Consider the following 22,491-nt stretch of genomic DNA (forward strand, 5'->3'; position numbering starts at 1 on the left):
TTCAGGGTTTCAGCTTCGCTCCTGCTCCGCCGCTGTTGCCCTCGCCAGGACTCGCATCCTGATCGGTGCTGTCATCCGTGACCGGATCGGCCTGCTTCAGCATGGCGCCGTTGACGGTGACCGAACCATCCGGCTTGGCGTTGATGGCCCATTCGATGCGGCCGTCCGGCAGCGTCTTGCCAAATCCCTTGATGGCCAATGCGATCGGAAAATACTGCGCCGCCTCGGGCTCGGTCTTGGCCGCCTCCTGCAGGCTCGCCACGATCTTGTCATAGCCCGCAACATCGATTGTCACATTTGCATCGGGCTTCTTGCCGGGGAAGGTCATCTCGCCTTCCAGGGCTACCTCGATATTGCCGTTCTTCACCGTGCTATGCCCGATGACGAACTTGGGCGTCTTGGCCAGGAAATCGGCGGAAATCTGATCGCCGAAATCAGCCGGCAGCGGCGGATTCTTGTTGAGATCAAAGGTTTCGATGGCTTTCTTCGTCATGCTGTCGAGATCAATGTTGGCGCCACCGAAGTTCAGATCGATATCGGTGGGCAGCAATGCCACGCTCCAGCTGGGCAGGAGTTGCGCGGGTATCGTCAGCCCCGATGCCTTGATCGCATAGTTGATCTTTCCGTCCTGGGCGATGCCGTCCATTCCGAACGCCGTGCTTAGCTGCGCGGCGCCGAAATTACCGACCGGACTTTCGACCGCGAAATCCTTGAACCCATAGGTTCCGTCGAGCCTCTCCCACAAGGGCAGAGCCGCCAGAAGAAGCGATTTGAGCTGAGCCTGGTTTGCCTTCAGCGCAGCCTCGTCTTCATTGGCCACGGCGAATGCCAGCAGATCGAGCAGCGGCTTTGTCCGCACCCCCTTGCCGTTTGCATCCACCGACAGTTCCGGCGACTTCACGGTGACCGGAAATTTCATCCCACTCTCAGGATCGTCGAACTTGATCGCTTCCACGAAGCTCGACATCTTCTGCGTCATTGTCACGTCGACGCCGCCATTTGCGGACTTGGTCGCGGCAAAGTTTGCCGTGCTGGCGCCGGCGCTGACGTCCATGTGCTGCTTGGCATCTTTGGACGTCATCGTCATGCCGGCCATTGTGCTGGCGCCGCTGGTGAACGCGGCCAGATCAGGATTGTAGACGCCGTTGCCTTTGCCGTCCTTGATCGTGAACTGCGTGCTTTGCAAACCTTCCGGCCCGTTGACCTCGAAGGACCCGGTCTGCGAGAACTCCATCGAGACATCCCAGGATCCGTCACTGCGCGGCTTCACCATCATCGCGTAGGGCGCAAAGTCCAGCTTCACGAGCTTCTGTTCCGGCAATGCGTTGACCAGCGCCTTGAAATCAAACGTGATCCTGTAAGCGTCGCCTTCAATCGAGACCTTGAGCACGCCTTTCTCGATCGCCTGTTTGCCGACATAGCGGGACAGATCTTCGGAAAGCTGCTTCGCGCCCTGGCTGTCGACGGTCTGGGCGAAGGCAGGCGCGCCGAGCGCGAGAACGAAAACAAATGGCAAAATACGCTTCACGTCGCTTCTCCCTTTGGCCTTTGCAGGCAAAAATCACTGCTTGCTTCTGTTAGGGAAATACCATCACAGCCGCAAGACGAAGACCAGTACACGAGGCCGTCGCTTTCCTAGCTATAGCACCAACCGCATCAGCGGGCGGCCCGGCTTGCGTTCGACAAGTCGCTCGAAGCCGGCCTTCTCGAACACCCGCGACGAGCCGACGAAGAGACCGATCGAACGCGAATCGCGCGACAGATCGATCGGGCAGGCCTCGACCAGCCGCGCGCCGTTTTCCCGGGCAAACGCGATGCCGCCTTCGACAAGGCGATGGCTGATCCCCCTGCCGCGCGCCTTGACGCGGATGAAGAAGCACGAGATCGCCCAGACGCCCGGGTCGGCGGCGTCGGCCGGATCGACGGGAGCGGAGCCCCTGCCCTGATTGTTCCATTCGGGCACGTCGCCGCGCGGGCCGATCTGCATCCAGCCGACCGCTTTGCCGTCCTCGAAGGCCAGCAGCCCGGGCGGCGGCCCGGCTTCGATCCGCGCCCTGATATGGTCCTTGTTGCGCTCCCGGTCACTCGCGCGGCGCACCGCCGGCGCCAACCGGAAATGCGTGCACCAGCAGCCGTAACAGGCGCCCTGTTTGCCGAAGAGATCCTCGAAATCCGCCCACAGTTCGGGCGCCAGCGGCGCGATGGTCATGCTCATGACTTCTCCCCAGGCCAAGCTTGTTGCCGGCCCTGCGCTGTCGTACCATTGCGTTTGTTCTCTTTATGTTCGCAGCAATGGCAGCCCCTGTCAACAATCCCGATCACGGTTTTTGCCGCGACTGCCTGACCTTTCAGCGCGGCGAGACGCGCCGCTGCGAGCGCTGCGGCAGTCCACGGCTTGCCCGCCATCCCGAGCTTTACCGGCTGCACCTTGCCCATATCGATTGCGATGCGTTCTACGCGGCCATCGAAAAGCGCGACAACCCGGCGCTGAAGGACCGGCCGGTGATCGTCGGCGGCGGCAAGCGCGGCGTCGTCTCCACCGCCTGCTACATCGCCCGCATCCACGGCGTGCGCTCGGCGATGCCGATGTTCAAGGCACTCGAGGCCTGCCCGGAAGCGGTCGTCATCCCGCCCGACATGGAAAAATATGTCCGCGTCGGCCGCGAGGTGCGTGCGCTGATGCAGGCGCTGACGCCACTGGTCGAACCGCTCTCCATCGACGAGGCGTTTCTCGACCTTTCCGGCACCGAGCGCCTGCATGGCATGCCGCCTGCCGTCGTTTTGGCGCGCTTCGCGCTGACGGTGGAAAAGGAACTCGGCATCACGGTTTCGGCAGGCCTCTCCTATTGCAAGTTCCTCGCCAAGGTGGCGTCCGATTTCCGCAAGCCGCGCGGCCTGTCGGTGATCGGCGAGGCCGAGGCGCTCGGCTTCCTGGCCGAACAGCCGGTGACGCTGATCTGGGGTGTCGGCAAAGCCTTCGCCGCAAGCCTGGAGTGTGACGGCATCCGCACCATCGGCCAGCTGCAGCGCATGGAGCGTGGCGACCTGATGCGCCGCTACGGCGTGATGGGCGACCGGCTCTACCACCTGTCGCGCGGCGAGGACGACCGCCGCGTCCATCCCGACAGCGACGCCAAGAGCGTGTCGGCGGAAACCACCTTCGACACCGACATTTCAGCCATGGCCGAGCTTGTCCCGGTGCTGAGGGCGCTGTCGGAAAAAGTCTCGGCGCGGCTGAAGAAGTCGGGCATCGCCGGCCGTACCGTGGTGCTGAAGCTGAAAACGCAGGATTTCAAGCTCCGCACCCGCAACCGCCAGCTCGGCGATCCCACCCGGCTGGCCGACCGCATCTTCCAGACCGGGCTCGACCTGCTGCGTCGGCAAGCGGACGGGACGAAGTACCGGTTGCTCGGCATCGGCGTCAGCGATCTCTCGGACGACGAAAAGGCCGATCCGCCCGATCTGGTCGACATCCAGTCGCGCAAGCGCGCGCTTGCAGAAGGCGCCATTGACACGCTGCGCGGCAAGTTCGGCAAGAAGGCCGTGGAAACCGGCTACACCTTCGGCAAGGGCCGCAGTGCCAACCCGCCCGAACCGATCGAGGACTGACTCGCCGGTCAGGTGCGGCTGAGATCGATCCGGCTGGTCACCACGGTCTTGCCGGTCTTGGGATCGACGTCGGTCACCGTCAGCCGCATGCCGTTGCCGCCGGTTTTCTCGACCGTCAGCCGCGCCTTGCGGTCGCCATTGACCTCCTTCGCCCAGCGGATGCCGAGATTGATCGCATTGCCGGACCGTTTGCCGGCGAGCTGCGCCGGCCCGGTGCGGGACCCGACATAGACGCCCGTGTAGCCTGCGCCGCTCGATTTCAGATCGGCGCTGATGGCACGCGTCACCACGACAAGGCCGCGGCATTTGCCGTCGAGCGACAGCGAGGTCGCGGTCGCGCCGGAGCTGAAGGTGCAGGAAACATTCACGGTCGGCGCCTCGGTTGTCACCTTGACGGTCCCTTTGCCGGCGAAGCTGCCCTGGAACGAACGCAGGAAGTCGGCATCGTCGGCACGGGCGTCTGCCGCGGCCATCAGGCTGCCGGCAAGGACAAGGCATGCAAGTGATTTCATCGAACTCTCCCCCGAGAAGTTTATCGGAAACGCGGGTGCGACCAGGCGAGCTGGCAATACGCAGACTCAAGGAACGCCTGCCAAGACGGCAGGTTCCGCCTTCAACATGACTGTTTTTTAACGCCCGGATTCCTACGGCTGGCCCAGTCGAATGCAGTTGCTAGCGGTTGCGATGGAAGGCGGAGCTTGCGACATAGCGCGCATGGCACCCGCTCCCTCGATCCCCAAGGCCGCGTTCTGGATGGCGCTGTCGATCGCGTCGTTCCTGGCGATGTCGGTCGCCGGCCGCGCCACGACCGCCGAGCTCAACGTCTTTCAGGTGGTTGAGCTGCGCTCGGTGATCGGCTTCTTCATCCTGCTGCCGCTGGTGATGACGAATGGCGGCTTTGCCGCGATGCGCACCGGGCGGCCGCTGGCCCATCTTGCCCGCAACGTGGTCCACTATGCCGGCCAGGCCGCGTGGCTCTATGCGCTGACGCTGATCCCGCTGGCTGTCCTGATTTCGATCGAATTCACCACGCCGATCTGGACAGCGATCCTGGCCGTCAGCTTCCTGGGCGAAAAACTGTCGCGGCCAAGGCTCGCGGCAATCGTGCTGGGGCTGGTCGGCGTGGTGATCATCGTTCGCCCGGGCGTCGGTTCCGTCGACCCCGGACATCTTGTCGTGCTGGGCGCGGCGGTCTGCTTCGGCATCTCGGTGGTCATGGTCAAGTCGCTGACGCGCACGGACAGCGTCGTGCGCATCATCTTCTGGATGCTGATCATCCAGTCGGTGCTCGGCCTCATCCCGGCGCTCTATGTGTGGCGCAACCCGCCGGTCGAGCTCTGGCCATGGATCCTGCTCGTCGCCTTCACCGGCATGTCGTCGCATTTCTGCATGGCCCGCGCGCTTGCCCATGCCGATGCCACCGTCATCTCGCCGATGGATTTCCTGCGCGTGCCGCTGTCGGCGCTGATCGGCTGGCTGCTCTACCAAGAGCAGATCGACGCCTTCACCGCCGGCGGCGCCTTGCTGATCCTGTTGGGCAATCTGCTCAATCTGCAGCGCAAGGCGCCGCAACCGGCCGAGGTCGCCACCTCGTAGCCACCTGGGTTAGTTCCCCTCGTCCGGTATGTTCAGCACATGGCCGCAGGCCTTGCAGTGGACGGCATCCGGCTCGTGCCGCTGCAGTCCGCATTGTGGGCAGGGAAAGAACACCTTGGTTGGGCGGAAGATCGCCTGTGCCAGCTTCACGAACAGCGATATGCCGATGATCATGGTGGCGATCGCCGTCAGCTTGCCGGCTATCCCCGGCAGCACGATGTCGCCGAAGCCGGTCGTCGTCACCGTCGCGACGGTGAAATAGAGCGCGTCGATATAGCCTTCGAGACCTGCCTGCGTGCGGAAGAAGAAGGTGTAGACGAAGCCGGTAACGACGAAGAGAAAGGTCAAAAGGTTGATCACTGCCTGGCTTGCCTCGCGCCACGGCTTCAGCCCACGCATCTCGAAATGCCGCCAGAGCGAGCCGCTGCGCGACAGAGACCACAGCCTCAGGATGCGCAGGAAGGCGAGATTGGCAAAGGCCGTGGGCATCAGCAGCGTCAGAAGAATGAAGCCATCGACCCAGGAGGTCGGCTGCCTGATCAGCCGCAGCATGTCGTTGGAGGCAAGCAGCCGGGCGATCATGTCGGCCGCGACAAGGGCTGCCACCGAATAGTCGAGCCAGAGGAACGACGGTTTGTCCTGCAGGACCGGCGTGGCGATGAAAAAGGCGATAATGGCAAGATCGATGATCACCGCCACCAGTTGGAACCGGAACGCCGCCGGTGTCCGCCCGTGATAGAGCCTGCGCAGAACATCGCGAAGCCGCGCCAAGGCAGAAATGTCCCGCGATCCATCCGCCGTCATGGCGGACATGGCCGAAATCGGCAGGGCGCGCGACCAGCGGGAGCGATCACACCAACTCCACTTCCACCACGCCCTGCACCGCGCGCATGGCCGAGGCGATTTGTGGCGAGACGCGATAGCCGCCCGGCAGAGCGATCTCAACCTCGCCCTGCGCCTCTCCCTTGAGGACAATGATGCTGACCTGGCTGTCGCCACGCTGTTTGAGCTGCGATTGAATGATCGACGCTGGCCCGTCGTCCCGGACAAAGACGCGCAGCGCCTTCTGGATGCGGCTGGCCTCATCTTCCAGCGATTGCACCGAGTTGATGCGCAGGTTGACGCCTTCCGGCCTGTCTTCGGCCGAAACGGTGATCACCACCGAACGGCCGGGCTCCAGGAGGTCGCGATACTGCGCCAGCCCTTCGGAGAACAACACCGCCTCGTACTGGCCGGACGTGTCGGAAAACTGCACGACGCCCATCTTGTTGCCGGTGCGCGTCTTGCGCTCCTGCTTGGTGGTGACGGTGCCGGCGAGCCGGCCGGCAGCGGCACCGCGTTTGACGGCGGCCGAGAACTCGCCCCAGTTCTGCACCCGCATCTTCTGCAGCGCCGCCTTGTATTCATCGAGCGGATGGGCCGAGAGATAGAAACCGACAACCTGGAATTCGCGGTGCAGCCGGTCGGCGGCCAGCCATGGCTCGGTCGCCGGCAGGTTGAGTGCCTGCGACTGCGCGCCGAGCGAAGCGCCGAAAATGTCGGCCTGGCCGGAAACCGCATTCTGCTGCGCCAGCGACGCCAGCCCCATCATCCGCTCTACGCCGGCCATCATCGCGGCACGGTCGTGGCCGAAGCAATCGAGCGCGCCGGCGGTGATCAGGCTTTCGAAAACGCGCTTGCCGACGATCTTCGGATCGACCCGTTCGCAGAAATCGGCAAGGTTCTTGAACGGCTTTTCGCCGCGCATGGCGACGATGTGCTCGACCGCCGCATCGCCGACACCTTTCAGTGCCGCCAGCGAATAGAAGATCCTGTTCTCGCCGACCTCGAAGTCGCGGAAACTGCTCATCACCGACGGCGCCAGCACCTGGATGCCGAGGCGCAGCGCATCCTGGCGGAAATCCGCGAGCTTGTCGGTGTTGCCCATGTCGAGCGTCATCGACGCTGCCAGGAACTCGACCGGGTAATGCGCTTTCAGATAGGCAGTCTGATAGGACACCACGGCATAGGCCGCGGCGTGCGACTTGTTGAAACCATAGTCGGCGAACTTTGCCAGCAGGTCGAAAATGAAGTCGGCCTGCGGCTTGCCGACGCCGCGCTCTACGGCGCCCGAGACGAACCGCTCGCGCTGCTTGTCCATCTCGGCGCGGATCTTCTTGCCCATGGCGCGGCGCAAAAGGTCGGCTTCGCCGAGCGAATAGCCGGACAGTTCCTGCGCGATCTGCATGACCTGTTCCTGGTAGACGATGACGCCTTGCGTCTCCTTCACCAGATGGTCGATCTTGGGATGGATCGAGGCCATCTCCTCCTCGCCATGCTTTCTGGCATTGTAGGTCGGGATGTTCTCCATCGGGCCCGGACGGTAGAGCGCGACCAGCGCGATGATGTCCTCGATGCAGTCGGGTCGCATGCCGATCAGCGCCTTGCGCATGCCGGCACTTTCCACCTGGAACACGCCGACCACTTCGCCGCGCGACAGCATGGCATAGGTGTCGGGATCGTCGAGCGGAATGCGGGCGAGATCGATCTCGATGCCGCGGCGGCGGATCAGCTTGACCGCCGTCTCCAGCACCGTCAGCGTCTTCAGGCCGAGGAAGTCGAACTTCACCAGCCCGGCCTGCTCGACATATTTCATGTTGAACTGGGTGACCGGCATGTCCGAGCGCGGATCGCGGTACATCGGCACCAGTTCAGACAAGGGTCTATCGCCGATGACGATGCCGGCGGCATGCGTCGAGGCGTGGCGGTAGAGCCCTTCCAGCTTCTGTGCGGTGTCGAGCAGCGTCTGGACGATCGGCTCCTTCTCCGCCTCCTCGGCAAAGCGCGGCTCGTTGGCGATGGCATCGGCGAGCTTGACCGGATTGGCCGGGTTCTGCGGCACCATCTTGGAAAGCTTGTCGACCTGGCCGTAAGGCATCTGCAGCACGCGGCCGACGTCGCGCAGCACGGCGCGCGCCTGCAGCGTACCGAAGGTGATGATCTGGCCGACCTGGTCGCGGCCATATTTCTGCTGGACGTAGCGTATCACCTCCTCGCGCCGGTCCTGGCAGAAGTCGATGTCGAAGTCGGGCATCGAGACGCGATCCGGGTTGAGGAAGCGCTCGAAAAGCAGCGAGAAGCGCAGCGGGTCGATGTCGGTGATGGTCGTCGAATAGGCTACCAGCGAGCCTGCACCCGAACCGCGGCCCGGCCCGACCGGAATGCCTTGCGACTTCGCCCATTTGATGAAGTCGGCGACGATCAGGAAATAGCCGGGGAACTTCATCTTCTCGATGATGCCGAGTTCGAAATCCAGCCGTTCGCGATATTGTTCGTCAGTATAGCCGGCGGTGGGTCCATGCGCGGCCAGCCGCGCATCGAGCCCTTCATGGGCCTGGCGGCGCAGTTCGTCGGCTTCTGCTTTCAGCGCCGTTTCATTGTCGGCGCCATCGCCACCGGTAAAGCGCGGCAGGATCGGGTTGCGGTTCTTCGGGTAGTAGGAGCAGCGCAACGCGATCTCGACGGTGTTGTCGATCGCTTCCGGCAGGTCCGAAAACAACCTGGCCATATCGGCCTGGCTGCGCAGGAAATTGTCAGGCGACAGCCGGCGGCGGTTGTCGGCCGCGACCACGGAGCCCTCGGCAATGGCGATCAGCGCGTCATGCGCCTCGTAGTCGTCGCGGGCGGAGAAGAACGCCTCATTGGTGGCGACCAGCGGCAGGTCGTGGCTGTAGGCAAGATCGACCGTCGACTTCTCGATTGTCCGGTCATAGCCGGAAACCCGATCCAGCTCGACATAGAGCCGGTCGCCGAACAGCGCTTTGAGGGTCAGCAGCCGTACCTCGGCGAGATCGCGGCGATCTTCCTTCAAAGCATTGCCGATCGGACCGCGTGGCCCGCCGGTCAGGCAGATCAGGCCATCGCATTGCCCCTGCAGCATGTCGCTCGTCAGGTGCACAGGCTCGCCGGGCGGCGTGTGGAGATAAACCCGGCTGACGAGCCGGACCAGATTAGCATAGCCGGCCTCGGTCGCGGCAATCAGCACCACGGCGCGCATCTCCGGTCCCTGCCGCCGGCGGTCGCGCTGGCCGTCGCTGTTCTCACCGGAAAAGGCAAGATCGATCTGGCAACCGATGATCGGTTGGATGCCGTCCTTGACCGCCTTTTGCGCGAACTCCAGCGCCCCGAACAAATTGTTGGTGTCGGTGACGGCGATCGCCGGACATTCGTCCTTGACCGCGTGGCCGACGATCTTGCCGATCTGCAAGGCGCCTTCAAGCAGCGAATAAGCCGAGTGCACGCGCAGATGGATGAAGGGCCGCGCCGGCGCCTCCGGACGCGCGGCTGCAATCGCGGCTTCGCGCTTCAGGGGATCGCGTGGAAGTTTTTCGTCGGCCATGGTGTCCGTGCCGCCTAAGGAGACTCAATCGCCTAGATGTATTGTCCGGAAGCGGACGATGCGAGTCCAGCAGTGGCGTGTTAACAGCTAAGCGGCTTCGTCATGCGAATTCCATGATCACCGCATCGACGGCGAGACTGTCGCCGGGCCTGGCGTTGAGCTTCGACACGGTGAGATCGCGCTCGGCGCGCAGCACATTTTCCATCTTCATCGCCTCGACCACGGCCAGCGTCTCGCCGGCCTTGACCTCCTGCCCCTCAGCGACGGCGATCGACACGACAAGGCCGGGCATCGGGCAAAGCAGCATCCTGGAGGTATCCGGCGGCACTTTTTCCGGCATCAGCCTTTCAAGCTCTGCGATGCGCGGCAGCATGGCTTGAGCCGTCACCGACATGCCCTTCCAGGCGATGCGCAGACCATTCGGCACCGGCCTGATCTGTGCCGCAATCCTGCGGCCGTCCACCGTACCGCGCCAGATCAGATCGCCGGGCCGCCAGTCGGAGGCAACGGTCAGCGCCTTGCCGCCGTCGATCGACAGGTCGAGTTCCATCGGGATCGAGATCATGCCCTCGATGATGGCGGCCGAAAGATAGTCGGCGCCGATCTTGACCACCCAGTCCCGCTTCAGGATGCCGGAATGCGGTGCCAGCCGCCCGCCCAGCCGGTCGAGCCGGTCGCGGCGCAGCAATTCGACGGCGGTCGCGATCGACGCCAGGACCGCCTTCTCGTCCTTGTCCGGCACGATCGGTGCAAAGCCATCGGGATATTCTTCGGCGATGAAGCCGGTCGACAACCGCCCTTCCCGCCAGCGCGGATGCTGCATGAGTGCGGCCAGGAACGGAATGTTGTGCTCGATGCCGTCGACGACAAAGCTGTCCAGCGCCTCCGACATGGCGTCGATGGCCTTGAGCCGCGTTGGCGCCCAGGTGCAGAGCTTTGCCACCATCGGGTCATAGAACATCGAAATCTCCGATCCTTCGGTGACGCCGGTGTCGTTGCGAATGACGATATCGCCGAACGTTCCCTCCTCCGGCGGCCGGTATCGCGTCAGCCGACCGATCGACGGCAGGAAATTTCGGTACGGGTCCTCGGCATAGAGCCGGCTTTCCACCGCCCAGCCGTTCAGCTTCACGTCGCCCTGCCTGATCGCGAGCGTCTCGCCGGCCGCCACGCGGATCATCTGTTCGACCAGATCGATGCCGGTGACAAGCTCGGTCACCGGGTGCTCGACCTGCAATCTTGTATTCATTTCAAGGAAATAGAAGTTCTTGTCCTTGTCGACGATGAACTCGACCGTGCCGGCACTCTGGTAGTCGACCGCCTTGGCCAGAGCCACCGACTGCTCGCCCATGGCTTTCCTGGTCTTGGCGTCGAGAAACGGCGACGGCGCCTCCTCGGCCACCTTCTGGTTGCGGCGCTGAATCGAGCATTCGCGCTCGCCGAGATAGAGCGCGTTGCCATGCCCGTCGGCCAGCACCTGGATTTCGATATGGCGAGGATCCACCACGAATTTTTCGATGAAGACGCGGTCGTCGCCGAACGAGCTTTTCGCCTCGGAACGTGCCCGGTCGAAGCCGTCGCGCACTTCCGATTGGTTCCAGGCGATGCGCATGCCCTTGCCGCCACCACCGGCCGAGGCCTTGATCATCACCGGATAACCGATCTCGCCGGCGATCTGTTCGGCATGATCGGCATTTTCGATGACGCCGAGCCAGCCAGGCACGGTCGACACCTTGGCGGCATTGGCGAACTTCTTCGATTCGATCTTGTCGCCCATCGCCTTGATGGCTTTCGGCTTCGGCCCGATGAAGACGATGCCTTCCTTCTCCAGCGCCTCGCAGAAAGACGCACGCTCCGACAGGAAGCCGTAGCCGGGATGGACAGCCTGTGCGCCGGTTTCTTTGCAGGCGGCGATGATCTTTTCGGCCACCAGATAGCTCTGCGCGGCCGGCGCAGGCCCGATATGCACCGCTTCGTCGGCCATCTCGACATGCACGGCATCGCGATCGGCATCGGAATAGACGGCGACCGTGGCGATGCCCATCTTGCGCGCCGTCTTGATGACACGGCAGGCGATCTCGCCGCGATTGGCGATCAGGATCTTCTTGAACATACTGAATTCATGTCCTCCGGAGGAACCAGTTCTATGGACTCTCCAGCCATGTCTCAAGTGCCCCGGCGGTCCGCGCTGGGCCTTATGGCCGGTGCGTCGAAAAACGTCGCAAGGGAAGTTGGCCACTATCGCCGAAGCCTATAAGGTGGTGTGGGGTCGCTGCGGAGGGCTGGCGGGCATTTCACCTCGCCGGGCAGGCTCAACAAGTCGGCCACCACCTGAAATTCTGTCGATTGCCTTGGGAGGAACTGCCTGATGAAAACCCGCGCCGCTGTCGCTGTCGCCGCCGGAAAGCCGCTGGAGATCATGGAGGTCGACCTCGACGGCCCGCGCGATGGCGAAGTGCTGGTAGAGATCAAGGCGACCGGCATCTGCCACACCGATGAGTTCACGCTGTCAGGCGCCGATCCCGAGGGTCTCTTCCCGGCGATTCTCGGCCATGAAGGTGCCGGCGTCGTTGTCGATGTCGGCAAGGGCGTCACTTCGGTCAAGAAGGGCGACCATGTCATCCCGCTCTATACGCCGGAATGCCGGCAGTGCCCGTCTTGTCTCTCGCGCAAGACCAATCTGTGCACCGCCATCCGCGCCACGCAGGGTCAAGGCCTGATGCCGGACGGCTCGTCGCGCTTCTCGATCGGCAAGGACAAGCTGTTCCACTATATGGGCTGCTCGACCTTCTCCAACTTCACCGTGCTGCCCGAGATCGCGCTGGCCAAGGTCAATCCCGACGCTCCCTTCGACAAGATCTGCTACATCGGCTGCGGCGTCACCACCGGCATCGGCGCGGTGATCAACACCGCCAAGGTCGAGCAAGGCGCCACGGCGGTCGTCTTCGGCCTCGGCGGCATCGGCCTCAACGTCATCCAGGGCCTGAAACTAGCCGGCGCCGACATGATCATCGGCGTCGACCTGAACAACGACAAGAAGCCCTGGGGCGAGAAGTTCGGCATGACGCATTTCGTCAATCCGAAGGAGATCGACGGCGACATCGTCCCGCACCTGGTCAACATGACCAAGCGTGGCGCTGACCAGATCGGCGGCGCCGACTACACCTTCGACTGCACCGGCAGCACCAAGGTGATGCGGCAGGCGCTGGAAGCCTCGCATCGCGGCTGGGGCAAGTCGGTCGTCATCGGCGTCGCCGGCGCCGGGCAGGAGATCTCGACCAGGCCGTTCCAGCTGGTCACCGGGCGCACCTGGATGGGCACCGCCTTCGGCGGCGCGCGCGGCCGCACCGACGTGCCGAAGATCGTCGACTGGTACATGGACGGCAAGATCCAGATCGACCCGATGATCACCCACACGCTGAAGCTCGAAGACATCAACAAGGGCTTTGACCTCATGCATGAGGGCAAGTCGATCAGGAGTGTGGTGATTTACTAAGGAAAGCCGCCGACCGAAGGGCCAACGACTGAAGTTGCACAGGTTCAACAAGGGAGGAATAAATGCCGGAAAAACTGCATCCGAAAATCGACAATGGCCTGCCCAGGGAAAGCGCGAGCTTTGCCGGCGGCACGCTGGTCTGCGCCTGCACCAGCAAGCCGGTGAAGGTAAAGGTGAAGGGCCAGATCGCCCATAACCACGCCTGCGGCTGCACCAAGTGCTGGAAGCCTGATGGCGCGATCTTCTCGGTCGTGGCCGTGGCTGGCACCGGCGACGTCACCGTCGTCGAGAATGGCGACAAGCTGAAAGTGGTCGATCCGAGCGCGCTGATCCAGCGTCACGCCTGCACCGGCTGCGGCGTCCACATGCACGGTCCGGTCGAACGCGATCATCCGTTCAAGGGGCTGAGCTTCATCCATCCCGAACGCTTCGAGGAGGACGGCTGGTCGCCGCCGGGCTTCACCGCCTTCGTCTCATCGATCATCGAATCCGGTGTCGATCCAAGCCGCATGGACGGCATCCGCGCCCAGTTGAAGTCAATCGGCCTCGAGCCCTATGACTGCCTCAACCCCGGCCTGATGGACTACATCGCCACCTGGACCGCGAAGAAGTCGGGCGCGCTGCCGGCCTGACAATTGTTCGATTTCAGGCATGGGGCCGGGCAAGTCTCGGCCCCATGCTCGTTTTGGAGAGACAATGCCCGCACCCGCCATCTATGTCGACGCCGACGCCTGCCCGGTGAAAGCCGAGGTCGAAAAGGTCGCCGAGCGCCATGGCGTCGTCACCACCTTCGTTTCCAATGGCGGCTTGCGCCCGTCGCGCGATCCGATGGTCCGCAATGTCGTCGTCTCCAAGGGCGCAGACGCAGCCGACGACTGGATCGTCGACAATGCCAGGCCCAACGATGTCGTGGTAACCGCCGACATCCCGCTCGCCGCCCGCGCGGTGGCGCTCGGCGCCCATGTGCTCGGCCCGACCGGACGCCCGTTCACCCCCGAGACGATCGGCATGGCGGTGGCGATGCGCGATTTGAAGCAGCATCTGCGCGAGACCGGCGAAAGCAAGGGCTACAATGCCGGCTTCATGCCGCAGGACCGCTCGCGTTTCCTCGGCGAGCTCGACCGCATCTTGCGGCGGGCGCTCAAATCCGCCACACCGGATTGACTTCAGGCGCCCTTCAGAGGCCCGGCCATGGTTGACGACACATCCGCCAAGTTGCCGATGCCCCGGCATAAGCAGTTCGCCGTGTCCGCTGTCATCGGCGTCGTCGCACTCGTCGTTGCACTGCTGCTCGATGCGCCGCTCCCCTATTCGATCGGCGCCAACGCGTTCTTTGCCGCTTACGTCGTTCTCGTGCTCGCCCTGATGCCACGGCTTACCGGCCCCTATCTCAGCAAGAACGCGCGCGCCACGGACCTGCCAGTGCTGGTGATCTTTGCCGTCACGCTGTTCGTCGTCGGTATCGCCATCGGTTCGCTTTTTCAGCTCATCAACCAGAAGGACAGCGCGCACCCGTTGGAGCTCGTCTTCGCAATGATGTCCATTCCGCTGGGCTGGTTTGCCATCCATGCCATGGCGGCCCTTCACTACGCGCATGTCTACTGGATGGATGGCGACGAGATCGACGCCACGACCAAGAAGAAGATACCGGTCGGCGGCCTCGAGTTCCCCGGCGGCAAACGGCCGGAAGGCTGGGATTTCCTCTATTTCGCGACGGTCATCGGCATGACGGCGCAGACCGCCGACACCGGCATCACGACCTCGCATATGCGCCGGGTCGTGCTTGTCCATTCGATCCTGGCGTTCTTCTTCAACACGGTCATCGTCGCCGCCGCGGTCAACCTGGCGGTCAGCCTCGGCAGCCCGTAATAAAAACGTGATCGTGTGAAACATCGCTTGGGTCGGCGACGTATTGAGAGGAGAACGAACAGCAGAGAGGCCGCGACGGGACGCGCGGCCGGGAGTACAAAAGACGATGGAAACCGTTGCCAGGAGCCAACCAACCGCCGGAGCGGATGCCGCGCCGAAGGATGCGACGCTGATCTACCGGCAGTCGCGCTGGACGCGGCTGACGCACTGGCTGTGGGCGATCTCGCTGTTCTTCATGCTGCTTTCCGGCCTGCAGATCTTCAACGCCCGCCCCCAGCTCTACATCGGCAAGGAATCCGGGTTCGACTACAACAACACCGTCTTCGCCATTGGCGCCGAAAACACCGCCACCGGCACGCGCGGCTATACGGAGATCTTCGGCAAACGTTTCGACACCACGGGCGTGCTTGGCTGGTCAGGACCGGCCGGCCAGGAAACAGCGCGCGGCTTCCCGTCCTGGGCCACGATCCCGTCCTACTACGACCTCGGCACCGCCCGCGTGGTGCATTTCTTCTTCGCCTGGATTTTGAGCACCACCCTTGTCGTCTGGCTCGTCGCCAGCGTGATCAACGGCCATCTGCGCCGCGATCTCGCCCCGCGCATCGATGACCTGAAGCGGTTGCCGCGCGACATCGTCAACCACGCCAAACTGAAATTCCACCACACCCGCGAATACAACACTTTGCAGAAGACGGCCTATGGCGGCGTGCTGTTCGTGCTGCTGCCGCTGATGATCATCACCGGCCTTGCCATGTCGCCGAGCATGAATTCGGTGCTGCCTTTCCTCAACGACCTGCTCGGCGGCCGGCAGACGGCGCGCACCATCCATTTCGTGGTCATGGTGCTGCTGGTCGGCTTCTTCATCATCCATATGCTGATGATCCTCGCCGCCGGCCCGATCAACGAATTGCGCTCGATCATCACCGGCTGGTACCGCACCGATCCGCCGGCGCATAGCGACAACACGCCCGAGAGGAGCGCCTGACATGGCGAAGTTCGAGATCAGTCGCCGAAAATTCCTGACCTCCGCCAGCCTCGGCGTTTCCGGCATCATGCTGTCGGGTTGCGATGCTTTCGACAGTGGGCTCGGCGTCGGCGACGGCTTGCGCAGTTTTCTCGAAGGCGCCAACGGCCTGACATATCGCGCGCAACGCTGGCTCGCAGGCCGCGACGCGCTGGCCCAGGAATTCACCGAGGCCGACATCCGCCAGCCGCAGCGGCCGAACGGCGTCACCGCGCCCGACGACGACACCTACAAGGGCCTGCTCGCCAACAATTTCGCCGACTGGCGGCTGGAAGTCTCAGGCCTCGTCGAAAAGCCGCTGTCGCTGACCCGCGAGCAGCTTCAGAACATGCCGAGCCGCACCCAGATCACCCGCCACGACTGCGTCGAAGGCTGGAGCTGCATCGCCAAATGGACCGGCACGCCGCTGTCGCTGGTGCTCGACCAGGCCGTGGTCAAGCCGCAGGCGCGTTACGTCATGTTCCATTGCCTGGACACGATCGACCGCAGTCTCGCCGGCGATATCAAATATTACGGCACCATCGACCTGATCGATGCCCGCCATCCGCAGACGATCCTGGCCTATGGTCTGAACGGCAAGCCGCTGCCGGTCGAGAACGGTGCGCCGCTGCGCGTCCGCGTCGAACGACAGCTCGGCTACAAGATGCCGAAATACCTCTACAGGATCGAGCTGGTCGACAGCTTCGCCGCGATCGGCGGCGGCCGCGGTGGCTATTGGGAGGACAATGGCTACGACTGGTACGCCGGGATTTGAAGCCGTCGACCGTTTCCGATCAATGATTTGACGTCTAAGCCACTTTGTCGAGCAGCGGCTTCAGCGCCGGGTGGATTTCCGGCGAGGCGTGCTTGATCAGCGTCAACAGCGCGCGCTCGTTGTCGCGTAGCGGCCGGTCCCCGCCGATTCGCTCGGCCAGCCATTTCGCTTCGCCGGCGTCGATCGTCTCGGCGCGGCGGGCGAGTGCCTCGGACGCCCGGTTCCTTGCTTCCCACTCGGTCTCGATATCATCCGGCGCGCGATAGGCTTCCATGATGGCGGCAAGACCGCCTGACACCATGCGGGCGAAGAAGCCGCCGATTTCGGCATCCGCCTGTTCGAAGAAGCTATCGCGGCGCAGCGCCACCTCGCGCGTCGGCGCCTCGTAACCGGCCGAGCACATGACAAAATTGGCGATCGCCTTGACGAACAGATCGTTCCAGGTCGGGTCGTTGCTGGCCGCCGCGGTCCGCTCGTTGATCTTGAACAGCACCTCGGCCTCGGCGCGGGTGATGGCGATGTTGCCGTCGCCGCCATAGGCATAAAGGATGCGGCGCAACAGATCGACCTCGGCCTTGGCGATAAGGCCGGGGACCAGATCACCGCCGAGCATCAGCGGACCCTTGCCGTCGATCACCGCATGGCTGACCTGTTCCAGCGCGTAGGCGCAAAGCTTGCTCGGCGACGATTTCGCCGTCTCCAGCACATGCACCAGCAATTCGAGCTCGGTGCGGCTGTCGACCATGCCGTCGCGCGAGATCGTCTGGACCAGCCAGTCGGCATTGTCCTCGGAAATGTAGCCCGCCGGCTTTTCCTGGTGGACGATGTAGTCGGTGATCGCCTCGACGAAGAATTCAGGCCATTCCTGGCACTTGTCGCGAGCCGTCGCGTCGAGCGCGAACAGCGCCTCGGCCTCGCCGCGGCTCACCACGCCGTCGCCGAACACCTCGCGGCGCAGCATCGTTACATCCTCGGCCGTGATGCGGTTCTTCGAGGTCAGTCCCGCCACCGGTGCGCTCATGATCAGCTTCGCCCATTTTCTTGTCCCCGTCCGCGCCGGCAGCCGCCGGTCGCAAGCCACCATGTCGACCAGCATATCAGCAGTGTCTTGAGAATCCGGCAAACGGCGTGGTTAGCGAAGACTTGTCAGGAACATGTCGCTGGCAGGTGACAAGGTGTCGTTCACGGGCTATGGATGACGAGTCGAGGGCTCACGGTTTGAGTCCTACCTGTTTGCGGGAGAGAGCAGCGAGAGCTGCCGCCGAAGGGGAAATCGCCCGAAATCTCTCAGGCAAAAGAACCGTAGACGGGAAAGACACTCTGGAAAGTCGGGGCTTGCCCCCGCGCCGAAGGTGTAAGCGCTGCCGACAGAGTTACGGGGCGCGAGTCTCTCAGGCTTCAGACAGAGGGGCACGGACTGGTCGCCATCAGCGGCCGATTGCGTGCGACTCTGGAGAAGACATGACGGGCGAAGACACCAAACACCTCCCTCTCGAGGATCTGCACACGGCCGCAGGCGCGCGCTTTGGCGCGTTCGCCGGCTGGTCGATGCCGCTCACCTATCCGGCCGGCGTCATGAAGGAGCATCTCCACACCCGCGAGCATGCCGGACTGTTCGACATCTCGCACATGAAGCTGTTCGAGGTCAGCGGTTCCGCTGCCGCGGCACTTCTCAACCGCGCCTGCCCGCTGGATGCCGGTGCGCTTGAGATCTCCCAGTCCAAATACACCTTCTTCCTCAATGAGGCCGCCGGCATCATCGACGACCTGATCGTCACCCGCCTCGGCGACGAGCGCTTCATGGTCGTCGCCAATGCCGGCAACGCCGTCACCGACGAAAAACACCTGCGCGCGCTGGCCGAGGATTTCGACGCAAAGGTGGACGCGCTCGACCGCGTCTTCCTGGCCATCCAGGGTCCAGAAGCCTGGGCAGCCCTTGCCCGCGCCGGCATCGAGACCGGTTCGCTCCTGTTCATGCACGGCATCGAGCCCAGGCAGAACTGGTTCATGAGCCGCTCCGGCTATACTGGCGAAGACGGCTTCGAGATCGGCCTGCCCGAAGCGGACGCGCGGAATCTGGTCGCGAAGCTGCTCGAAGACGAGCGCGTGCTGTGGATCGGCCTTGCCGCCCGCGACAGCCTGCGGCTGGAGGCCGGGCTCTGCCTGCACGGCCAGGACATCACGCCGGAGATCGATCCGGCCAGCGCCGGGCTGATGTGGGCAATCCCCAAGGATGTTCGCGCCGCGGGCCATTTCATCGGCGCCGACGCGCTGCGCGCAATCGTTGAGCGCGGCGCGGCGCAAAAACGCGTCGGCCTGAAGCCGGAAGGCCGCCAGCCGGTGCGCGCGGGAGCGGCCCTGTTCGACGCCGACGGCAATCCGGCCGGCCACGTCACCTCGGGCGGCTTCGGCCCCTCCGCCGGCCATCCGGTCGCCATCGGCTATATCCACACTGCGCTGGCCAAGCCCGGCACAAGACTTTTCGCCGACGTGCGCGGGACGAAAATCCCGATCGAAATCAATTCGCTCCCCTTCACACCTCATCGCTACCGCAAAGGATAAGTCCCGATGGCAAAGACCTATTTCACCGAAGACCACGAATGGCTCCGCGTCGAAGGCGGCATCGCCACGGTCGGCATCACCGACTACGCGCAGGAGCAGCTCGGCGATCTCGTCTTCGTCGAACTGCCCGAAATCGGCAAGAAACTGAGCAAGGGCGATACGGCGGTCGTGGTCGAATCCGTCAAGGCGGCCTCGGACGTCTACGCGCCCGTCGATGGCGAAATCACCGACGCCAACGCTTCGTTGTCATCGGACCCGTCGCTGGTCAACTCGGCCGCAACCGGCGACGGCTGGCTGTGGAAGATGAGGCTCGCCAATGAAGGTCAGCTCGAGGGCCTTCTGGATGAGGCGGGCTACAAGGCCCATATCGGCTGACAGCAGGATCATGACAATGAGCGCAGCACCCTACCCCTTCTCCGCCCGCCATATTGGCCCCGGTCTCAATGATGTCCGAGCCATGCTGGCCACGATCGGCGTTCCCTCAGTCGAGACGCTGATCAGCCAGGCCGTGCCGAGATCGATCCGCCTCGACTTGCCGCTGACCCTGCCCGCGCCGGCCAGCGAAGCTGAAGCGCTGGCCGAACTGTCGGCGACCATGGCAAAGAACACGGTGCTGAAGAGCTTCATCGGCGCCGGCTATCACGGCGTCCACGTGCCGCCGGTCATCCAGCGCAATTTGTTCGAGAATCCGGCCTGGTACACGGCCTACACACCCTACCAGGCCGAGATCAGCCAGGGCCGGCTGGAAATGCTGTTCAACTTCCAGACCCTCGTCGCCGAACTGACCGGCCTGCCGGTGGCGTCGGCCTCGCTGCTCGATGAGGCAACCGCCGTCGCCGAGGCCGTCGGCATTGCGCTGCGCCATCATCGCGACAAGCGCACCAAGGTGGCGCTCGCCGGCACGCCGCATCCGCAGACGCTGGACGTCGTGCGCACCCGTGCCGAGCCGCTTGGCACCGAAGTCGACGGCGAGACCATCGACGACAATACCGCTGCCCTGCTCGTCTCCTGGCCGGATACTTTCGGCGTCTATGGCGACCACAAGGCAGCGATCGAAAAAGCCCGCGCCCTTGGTGCGCTGGTCATCTTCATCGCCGATCCGCTCGGCCTGACGCTCACCGACGCGCCGGCCAAGCTTGGCGCCGATATCGCCGTCGGCCCGATGCAGCGTTTTGGCGTCCCGATGGGCTTTGGCGGCCCGCACGCCGCCTACTGCGCCGTCTCAGACAAATTGACCCGGCTGATGCCCGGCCGCCTCGTTGGCCAGTCGACCGACAGCAAAGGCCGCCCCGGCTACCGGCTCGCCTTGCAGACGCGCGAGCAGCATATCCGCCGCGACAAGGCGACCTCCAACATCTGCACGGCGCAGGCGCTGCTCGCCAATATGGCGACGGCCTATGCCATCTGGCACGGCCCCGCCGGCCTGCAGGCGATTGCTGAACGCGTCCATACGCTCGCCAGCCGCCTGGCTGCCGGCCTAGAGGCATCAGGCGTTTCGGTGCTTGGCGCCAGCCGCTTCGATACCGTTACAGTTGCAGTGAAAGGCAAGGCCAGGGCGATTGCCGCCGCCGCCGAAAAAACCGGTCGGCTGCTGCGCCCCATCGATGCCGACCATGTCGGCATCAGCTTCGACGAGACCTCGACCGAGGCCGATCTGGAAGCGATTGCCGCGCTGTTCGGCGCCAAGGCCGGCGCGGCCGATGCCGGCACCCTGCCCGGAAAGCCGCGCGGCAAGGAGTTTCTCAGCCAGCCGGTCTTCCACGACAACCACTCTGAAACCGAGATGATGCGCTTCCTGCGCCGGTTGGCCGACAAGGACCTGGCGCTCGACCGCGCCATGATCCCGCTGGGATCCTGCACCATGAAGCTCAATGCCGCGGCCGAGATGATGCCGGTGAGTTGGCCGAGCGTCGCCAATCTGCATCCGTTCGCACCTAGCAGCCATTCGGCCGGCTACCGTGCCATGGTCGGCGAGTTGGAGGGCTGGCTGTCGGAGATCACCGGTTTCGACGCGGTCAGCATGCAGCCCAATGCCGGCAGCCAGGGCGAATATGCTGGGCTGCTTGCCATCCGCGCCTATCACCGCTCGCGCGGAGAGGGCCATCGCACCGTCTGCCTGATCCCGTCCTCCGCGCATGGCACCAATCCGGCCAGTGCGGCAATGGCGGGCATGAGCGTCGTCGTGGTGCGCTGCTCGGAGGACGGCAATATCGACATGGACGATATGCGGGCCAAGGCCAATGAGCATTCCAAGAATCTCGCGGCGCTGATGTTCACCTATCCCTCGACGCATGGCGTCTACGAGGAAGGCGCGCGCCACCTCTGCGCCCTCATTCACGAGCATGGCGCCCAGGTCTATTTCGACGGCGCCAATCTCAACGCCCTGGTCGGCCTCGCCCGCCCTGGCGACATCGGCGCCGATGTCTGCCACATGAACCTGCACAAGACCTTCTGCATCCCGCATGGCGGCGGCGGTCCGGGCGTCGGCCCGATCGGCGTCAAGGCCCACCTCAAGCCCTATCTGCCCGGTCATGTCACCGAGGGCTCGGCGCATGCCGTGGCGGCCGCACCGTTCGGCAGCGCTTCGATCCTGCCGATCACCTGGATGTACATCCGCATGATGGGCGCTTCCGGCCTGAAGCAGGCGACGGAAACCGCCATCATCTCGGCCAACTACGTGGCGACGCGGCTCGCACCGCACTTCCCGCTCCTCTACAAGGGCAGGCACGATCGCATCGCTCATGAATGCATCCTCGACACCCGCGTGCTCAAGGAGAGCGCCGGTATCAGCGTCGACGATATCGCCAAGCGGCTGATCGACTATGGCTTCCATGCGCCGACCATGTCGTTCCCGGTTGCCGGCACGCTGATGGTCGAGCCGACCGAATCCGAGCCGAAGCGCGAGCTCGACCGCTTCTGCGAGGCGATGATCGCGATTGCTGGTGAGGCAGCCAAGGTGGCGAAGGGCGAATGGCCGCTTGCGGACAATCCGCTGGTCAATGCACCGCACACCGCGGCCGAGACGCTCGCCGCCGAATGGTCGCATCCCTATTCGCGCCTGGAGGCGGCCTATCCGGCGGGCGATGCCGACAGCGCGGCAAAATACTGGCCGCCGGTATCGCGCATCGACAATGTCGCCGGCGACCGCAACCTCGTCTGCTCCTGCCCGCCGTTGTCGGAATATCTGGGCGCCGCCGAGTAAT

18 protein-coding genes and 1 riboswitch are annotated in these 22,491 nt (G+C 63.9%); of the genes, 11 read left to right on the forward strand and 7 right to left on the reverse strand.

Going from position 1 to position 22,491, the window contains the following annotated elements; translation table 11 throughout:
* Position 1: 1 nt before the first annotated feature.
* Both A6B35_RS20695 and A6B35_RS20700 read right to left on the reverse strand, forming a co-directional pair.
* Positions 2–1,528, reverse strand: coding sequence for a hypothetical protein (locus A6B35_RS20695; RefSeq protein WP_006201769.1), 1,527 nt, complete (start codon positions 1,526–1,528; stop codon positions 2–4).
* A gap of 111 nt (positions 1,529–1,639) precedes the next feature.
* Positions 1,640–2,215 carry a GNAT family N-acetyltransferase gene (locus A6B35_RS20700; protein WP_006201768.1) on the reverse strand — a complete coding sequence of 192 codons (576 nt, stop codon included), beginning with the start codon at positions 2,213–2,215 and terminating at the stop codon, positions 1,640–1,642.
* Between the two features lie 65 nt (positions 2,216–2,280).
* Between A6B35_RS20700 and A6B35_RS20705 the strand changes: the two genes are divergently transcribed.
* Positions 2,281–3,609 (forward strand): DNA polymerase IV, encoded by a 1,329-nt coding sequence (locus A6B35_RS20705; RefSeq protein WP_006201767.1) that lies wholly within the window; start codon positions 2,281–2,283, stop codon positions 3,607–3,609.
* A gap of 8 nt (positions 3,610–3,617) precedes the next feature.
* On the opposite strand, the gene A6B35_RS20710 is transcribed toward A6B35_RS20705, so the two are convergent.
* Positions 3,618–4,121, reverse strand: coding sequence for a hypothetical protein (locus A6B35_RS20710; RefSeq protein ID WP_006201766.1), 504 nt, complete (start codon positions 4,119–4,121; stop codon positions 3,618–3,620).
* A 202-nt stretch (positions 4,122–4,323) separates the two neighbouring features.
* On the opposite strand from A6B35_RS20710, the gene A6B35_RS20715 reads away from it, so the two are divergent.
* Positions 4,324–5,205, forward strand: coding sequence for a DMT family transporter (locus A6B35_RS20715; RefSeq protein WP_006201765.1), 882 nt, complete (start codon positions 4,324–4,326; stop codon positions 5,203–5,205).
* Between the two features lie 9 nt (positions 5,206–5,214).
* On the opposite strand, the gene A6B35_RS20720 is transcribed toward A6B35_RS20715, so the two are convergent.
* The 3 genes from A6B35_RS20720 to A6B35_RS20730 all read right to left on the reverse strand — a co-directional run bounded on the left by A6B35_RS20720 (position 5,215) and on the right by A6B35_RS20730 (position 11,696).
* Positions 5,215–6,018 (reverse strand): ion channel, encoded by an 804-nt coding sequence (locus tag A6B35_RS20720; RefSeq protein WP_006201764.1) that lies wholly within the window; start codon positions 6,016–6,018, stop codon positions 5,215–5,217.
* A gap of 37 nt (positions 6,019–6,055) precedes the next feature.
* A complete protein-coding gene (gene dnaE / locus A6B35_RS20725; RefSeq protein ID WP_006201763.1) occupies positions 6,056–9,583 on the reverse strand; it encodes a DNA polymerase III subunit alpha in 3,528 nt (1,175 codons plus the stop codon).
* A gap of 100 nt (positions 9,584–9,683) precedes the next feature.
* Complete coding sequence (locus tag A6B35_RS20730) at positions 9,684–11,696, reverse strand: acetyl-CoA carboxylase biotin carboxylase subunit (RefSeq protein ID WP_006201762.1); 2,013 nt, start codon at positions 11,694–11,696, stop codon at positions 9,684–9,686.
* Between the two features lie 255 nt (positions 11,697–11,951).
* Here A6B35_RS20730 and A6B35_RS20735 point away from each other — a divergent pair, with 255 nt between their 5' ends.
* The 6 genes from A6B35_RS20735 to A6B35_RS20760 all read left to right on the forward strand — a co-directional run bounded on the left by A6B35_RS20735 (position 11,952) and on the right by A6B35_RS20760 (position 16,726).
* On the forward strand, positions 11,952–13,079 hold the full coding sequence (locus A6B35_RS20735) for an S-(hydroxymethyl)glutathione dehydrogenase/class III alcohol dehydrogenase (RefSeq protein ID WP_065518245.1): 1,128 nt from the start codon (positions 11,952–11,954) through the stop codon (positions 13,077–13,079).
* A 62-nt stretch (positions 13,080–13,141) separates the two neighbouring features.
* Positions 13,142–13,711 (forward strand): S-(hydroxymethyl)glutathione synthase, encoded by a 570-nt coding sequence (gene gfa, locus A6B35_RS20740; RefSeq protein WP_006201602.1) that lies wholly within the window; start codon positions 13,142–13,144, stop codon positions 13,709–13,711.
* A 64-nt stretch (positions 13,712–13,775) separates the two neighbouring features.
* The gene (locus tag A6B35_RS20745; protein ID WP_006201603.1) at positions 13,776–14,243 is read left to right on the forward strand and encodes a YaiI/YqxD family protein; all 468 of its coding nucleotides are present in this window, start codon (positions 13,776–13,778) and stop codon (positions 14,241–14,243) included.
* Between the two features lie 27 nt (positions 14,244–14,270).
* Positions 14,271–14,948 carry a DUF1345 domain-containing protein gene (locus A6B35_RS20750; RefSeq protein ID WP_006201604.1) on the forward strand — a complete coding sequence of 226 codons (678 nt, stop codon included), beginning with the start codon at positions 14,271–14,273 and terminating at the stop codon, positions 14,946–14,948.
* A gap of 106 nt (positions 14,949–15,054) precedes the next feature.
* On the forward strand, positions 15,055–15,933 hold the full coding sequence (locus A6B35_RS20755) for a cytochrome b/b6 domain-containing protein (RefSeq protein WP_006201605.1): 879 nt from the start codon (positions 15,055–15,057) through the stop codon (positions 15,931–15,933).
* A gap of 1 nt (position 15,934) precedes the next feature.
* Positions 15,935–16,726 (forward strand): molybdopterin-binding protein, encoded by a 792-nt coding sequence (locus tag A6B35_RS20760; RefSeq protein WP_006201606.1) that lies wholly within the window; start codon positions 15,935–15,937, stop codon positions 16,724–16,726.
* Positions 16,727–16,760: 34 nt separating this feature from the next.
* Here the strand turns inward: A6B35_RS20760 and A6B35_RS20765 are convergent, their stop codons facing one another.
* Positions 16,761–17,810, reverse strand: a complete 1,050-nt coding sequence (locus tag A6B35_RS20765) for a hypothetical protein (protein WP_050900731.1) — start codon at positions 17,808–17,810, stop codon at positions 16,761–16,763.
* A gap of 142 nt (positions 17,811–17,952) precedes the next feature.
* A riboswitch (glycine riboswitch) is annotated at positions 17,953–18,039 on the forward strand.
* A gap of 148 nt (positions 18,040–18,187) precedes the next feature.
* On the opposite strand from A6B35_RS20765, the gene gcvT reads away from it, so the two are divergent.
* From gcvT to gcvP, 3 genes are read left to right on the forward strand one after another with little or no spacing between them, the layout of a single operon-like run.
* Positions 18,188–19,288 carry a glycine cleavage system aminomethyltransferase GcvT gene (gcvT, locus tag A6B35_RS20770; protein WP_006201608.1) on the forward strand — a complete coding sequence of 367 codons (1,101 nt, stop codon included), beginning with the start codon at positions 18,188–18,190 and terminating at the stop codon, positions 19,286–19,288.
* Between the two features lie 6 nt (positions 19,289–19,294).
* Positions 19,295–19,663 carry a glycine cleavage system protein GcvH gene (gene gcvH / locus A6B35_RS20775; protein WP_006201609.1) on the forward strand — a complete coding sequence of 123 codons (369 nt, stop codon included), beginning with the start codon at positions 19,295–19,297 and terminating at the stop codon, positions 19,661–19,663.
* Positions 19,664–19,679: 16 nt separating this feature from the next.
* On the forward strand, positions 19,680–22,490 hold the full coding sequence (gene gcvP, locus A6B35_RS20780; protein ID WP_081482115.1) for an aminomethyl-transferring glycine dehydrogenase: 2,811 nt from the start codon (positions 19,680–19,682) through the stop codon (positions 22,488–22,490).
* The last annotated feature ends 1 nt before the right edge of the window (position 22,491 follow it).

Source organism: Mesorhizobium amorphae CCNWGS0123 (genome assembly GCF_001686985.1).
Taxonomy (GTDB): Bacteria; Pseudomonadota; Alphaproteobacteria; order Rhizobiales; family Rhizobiaceae; genus Mesorhizobium; species Mesorhizobium amorphae.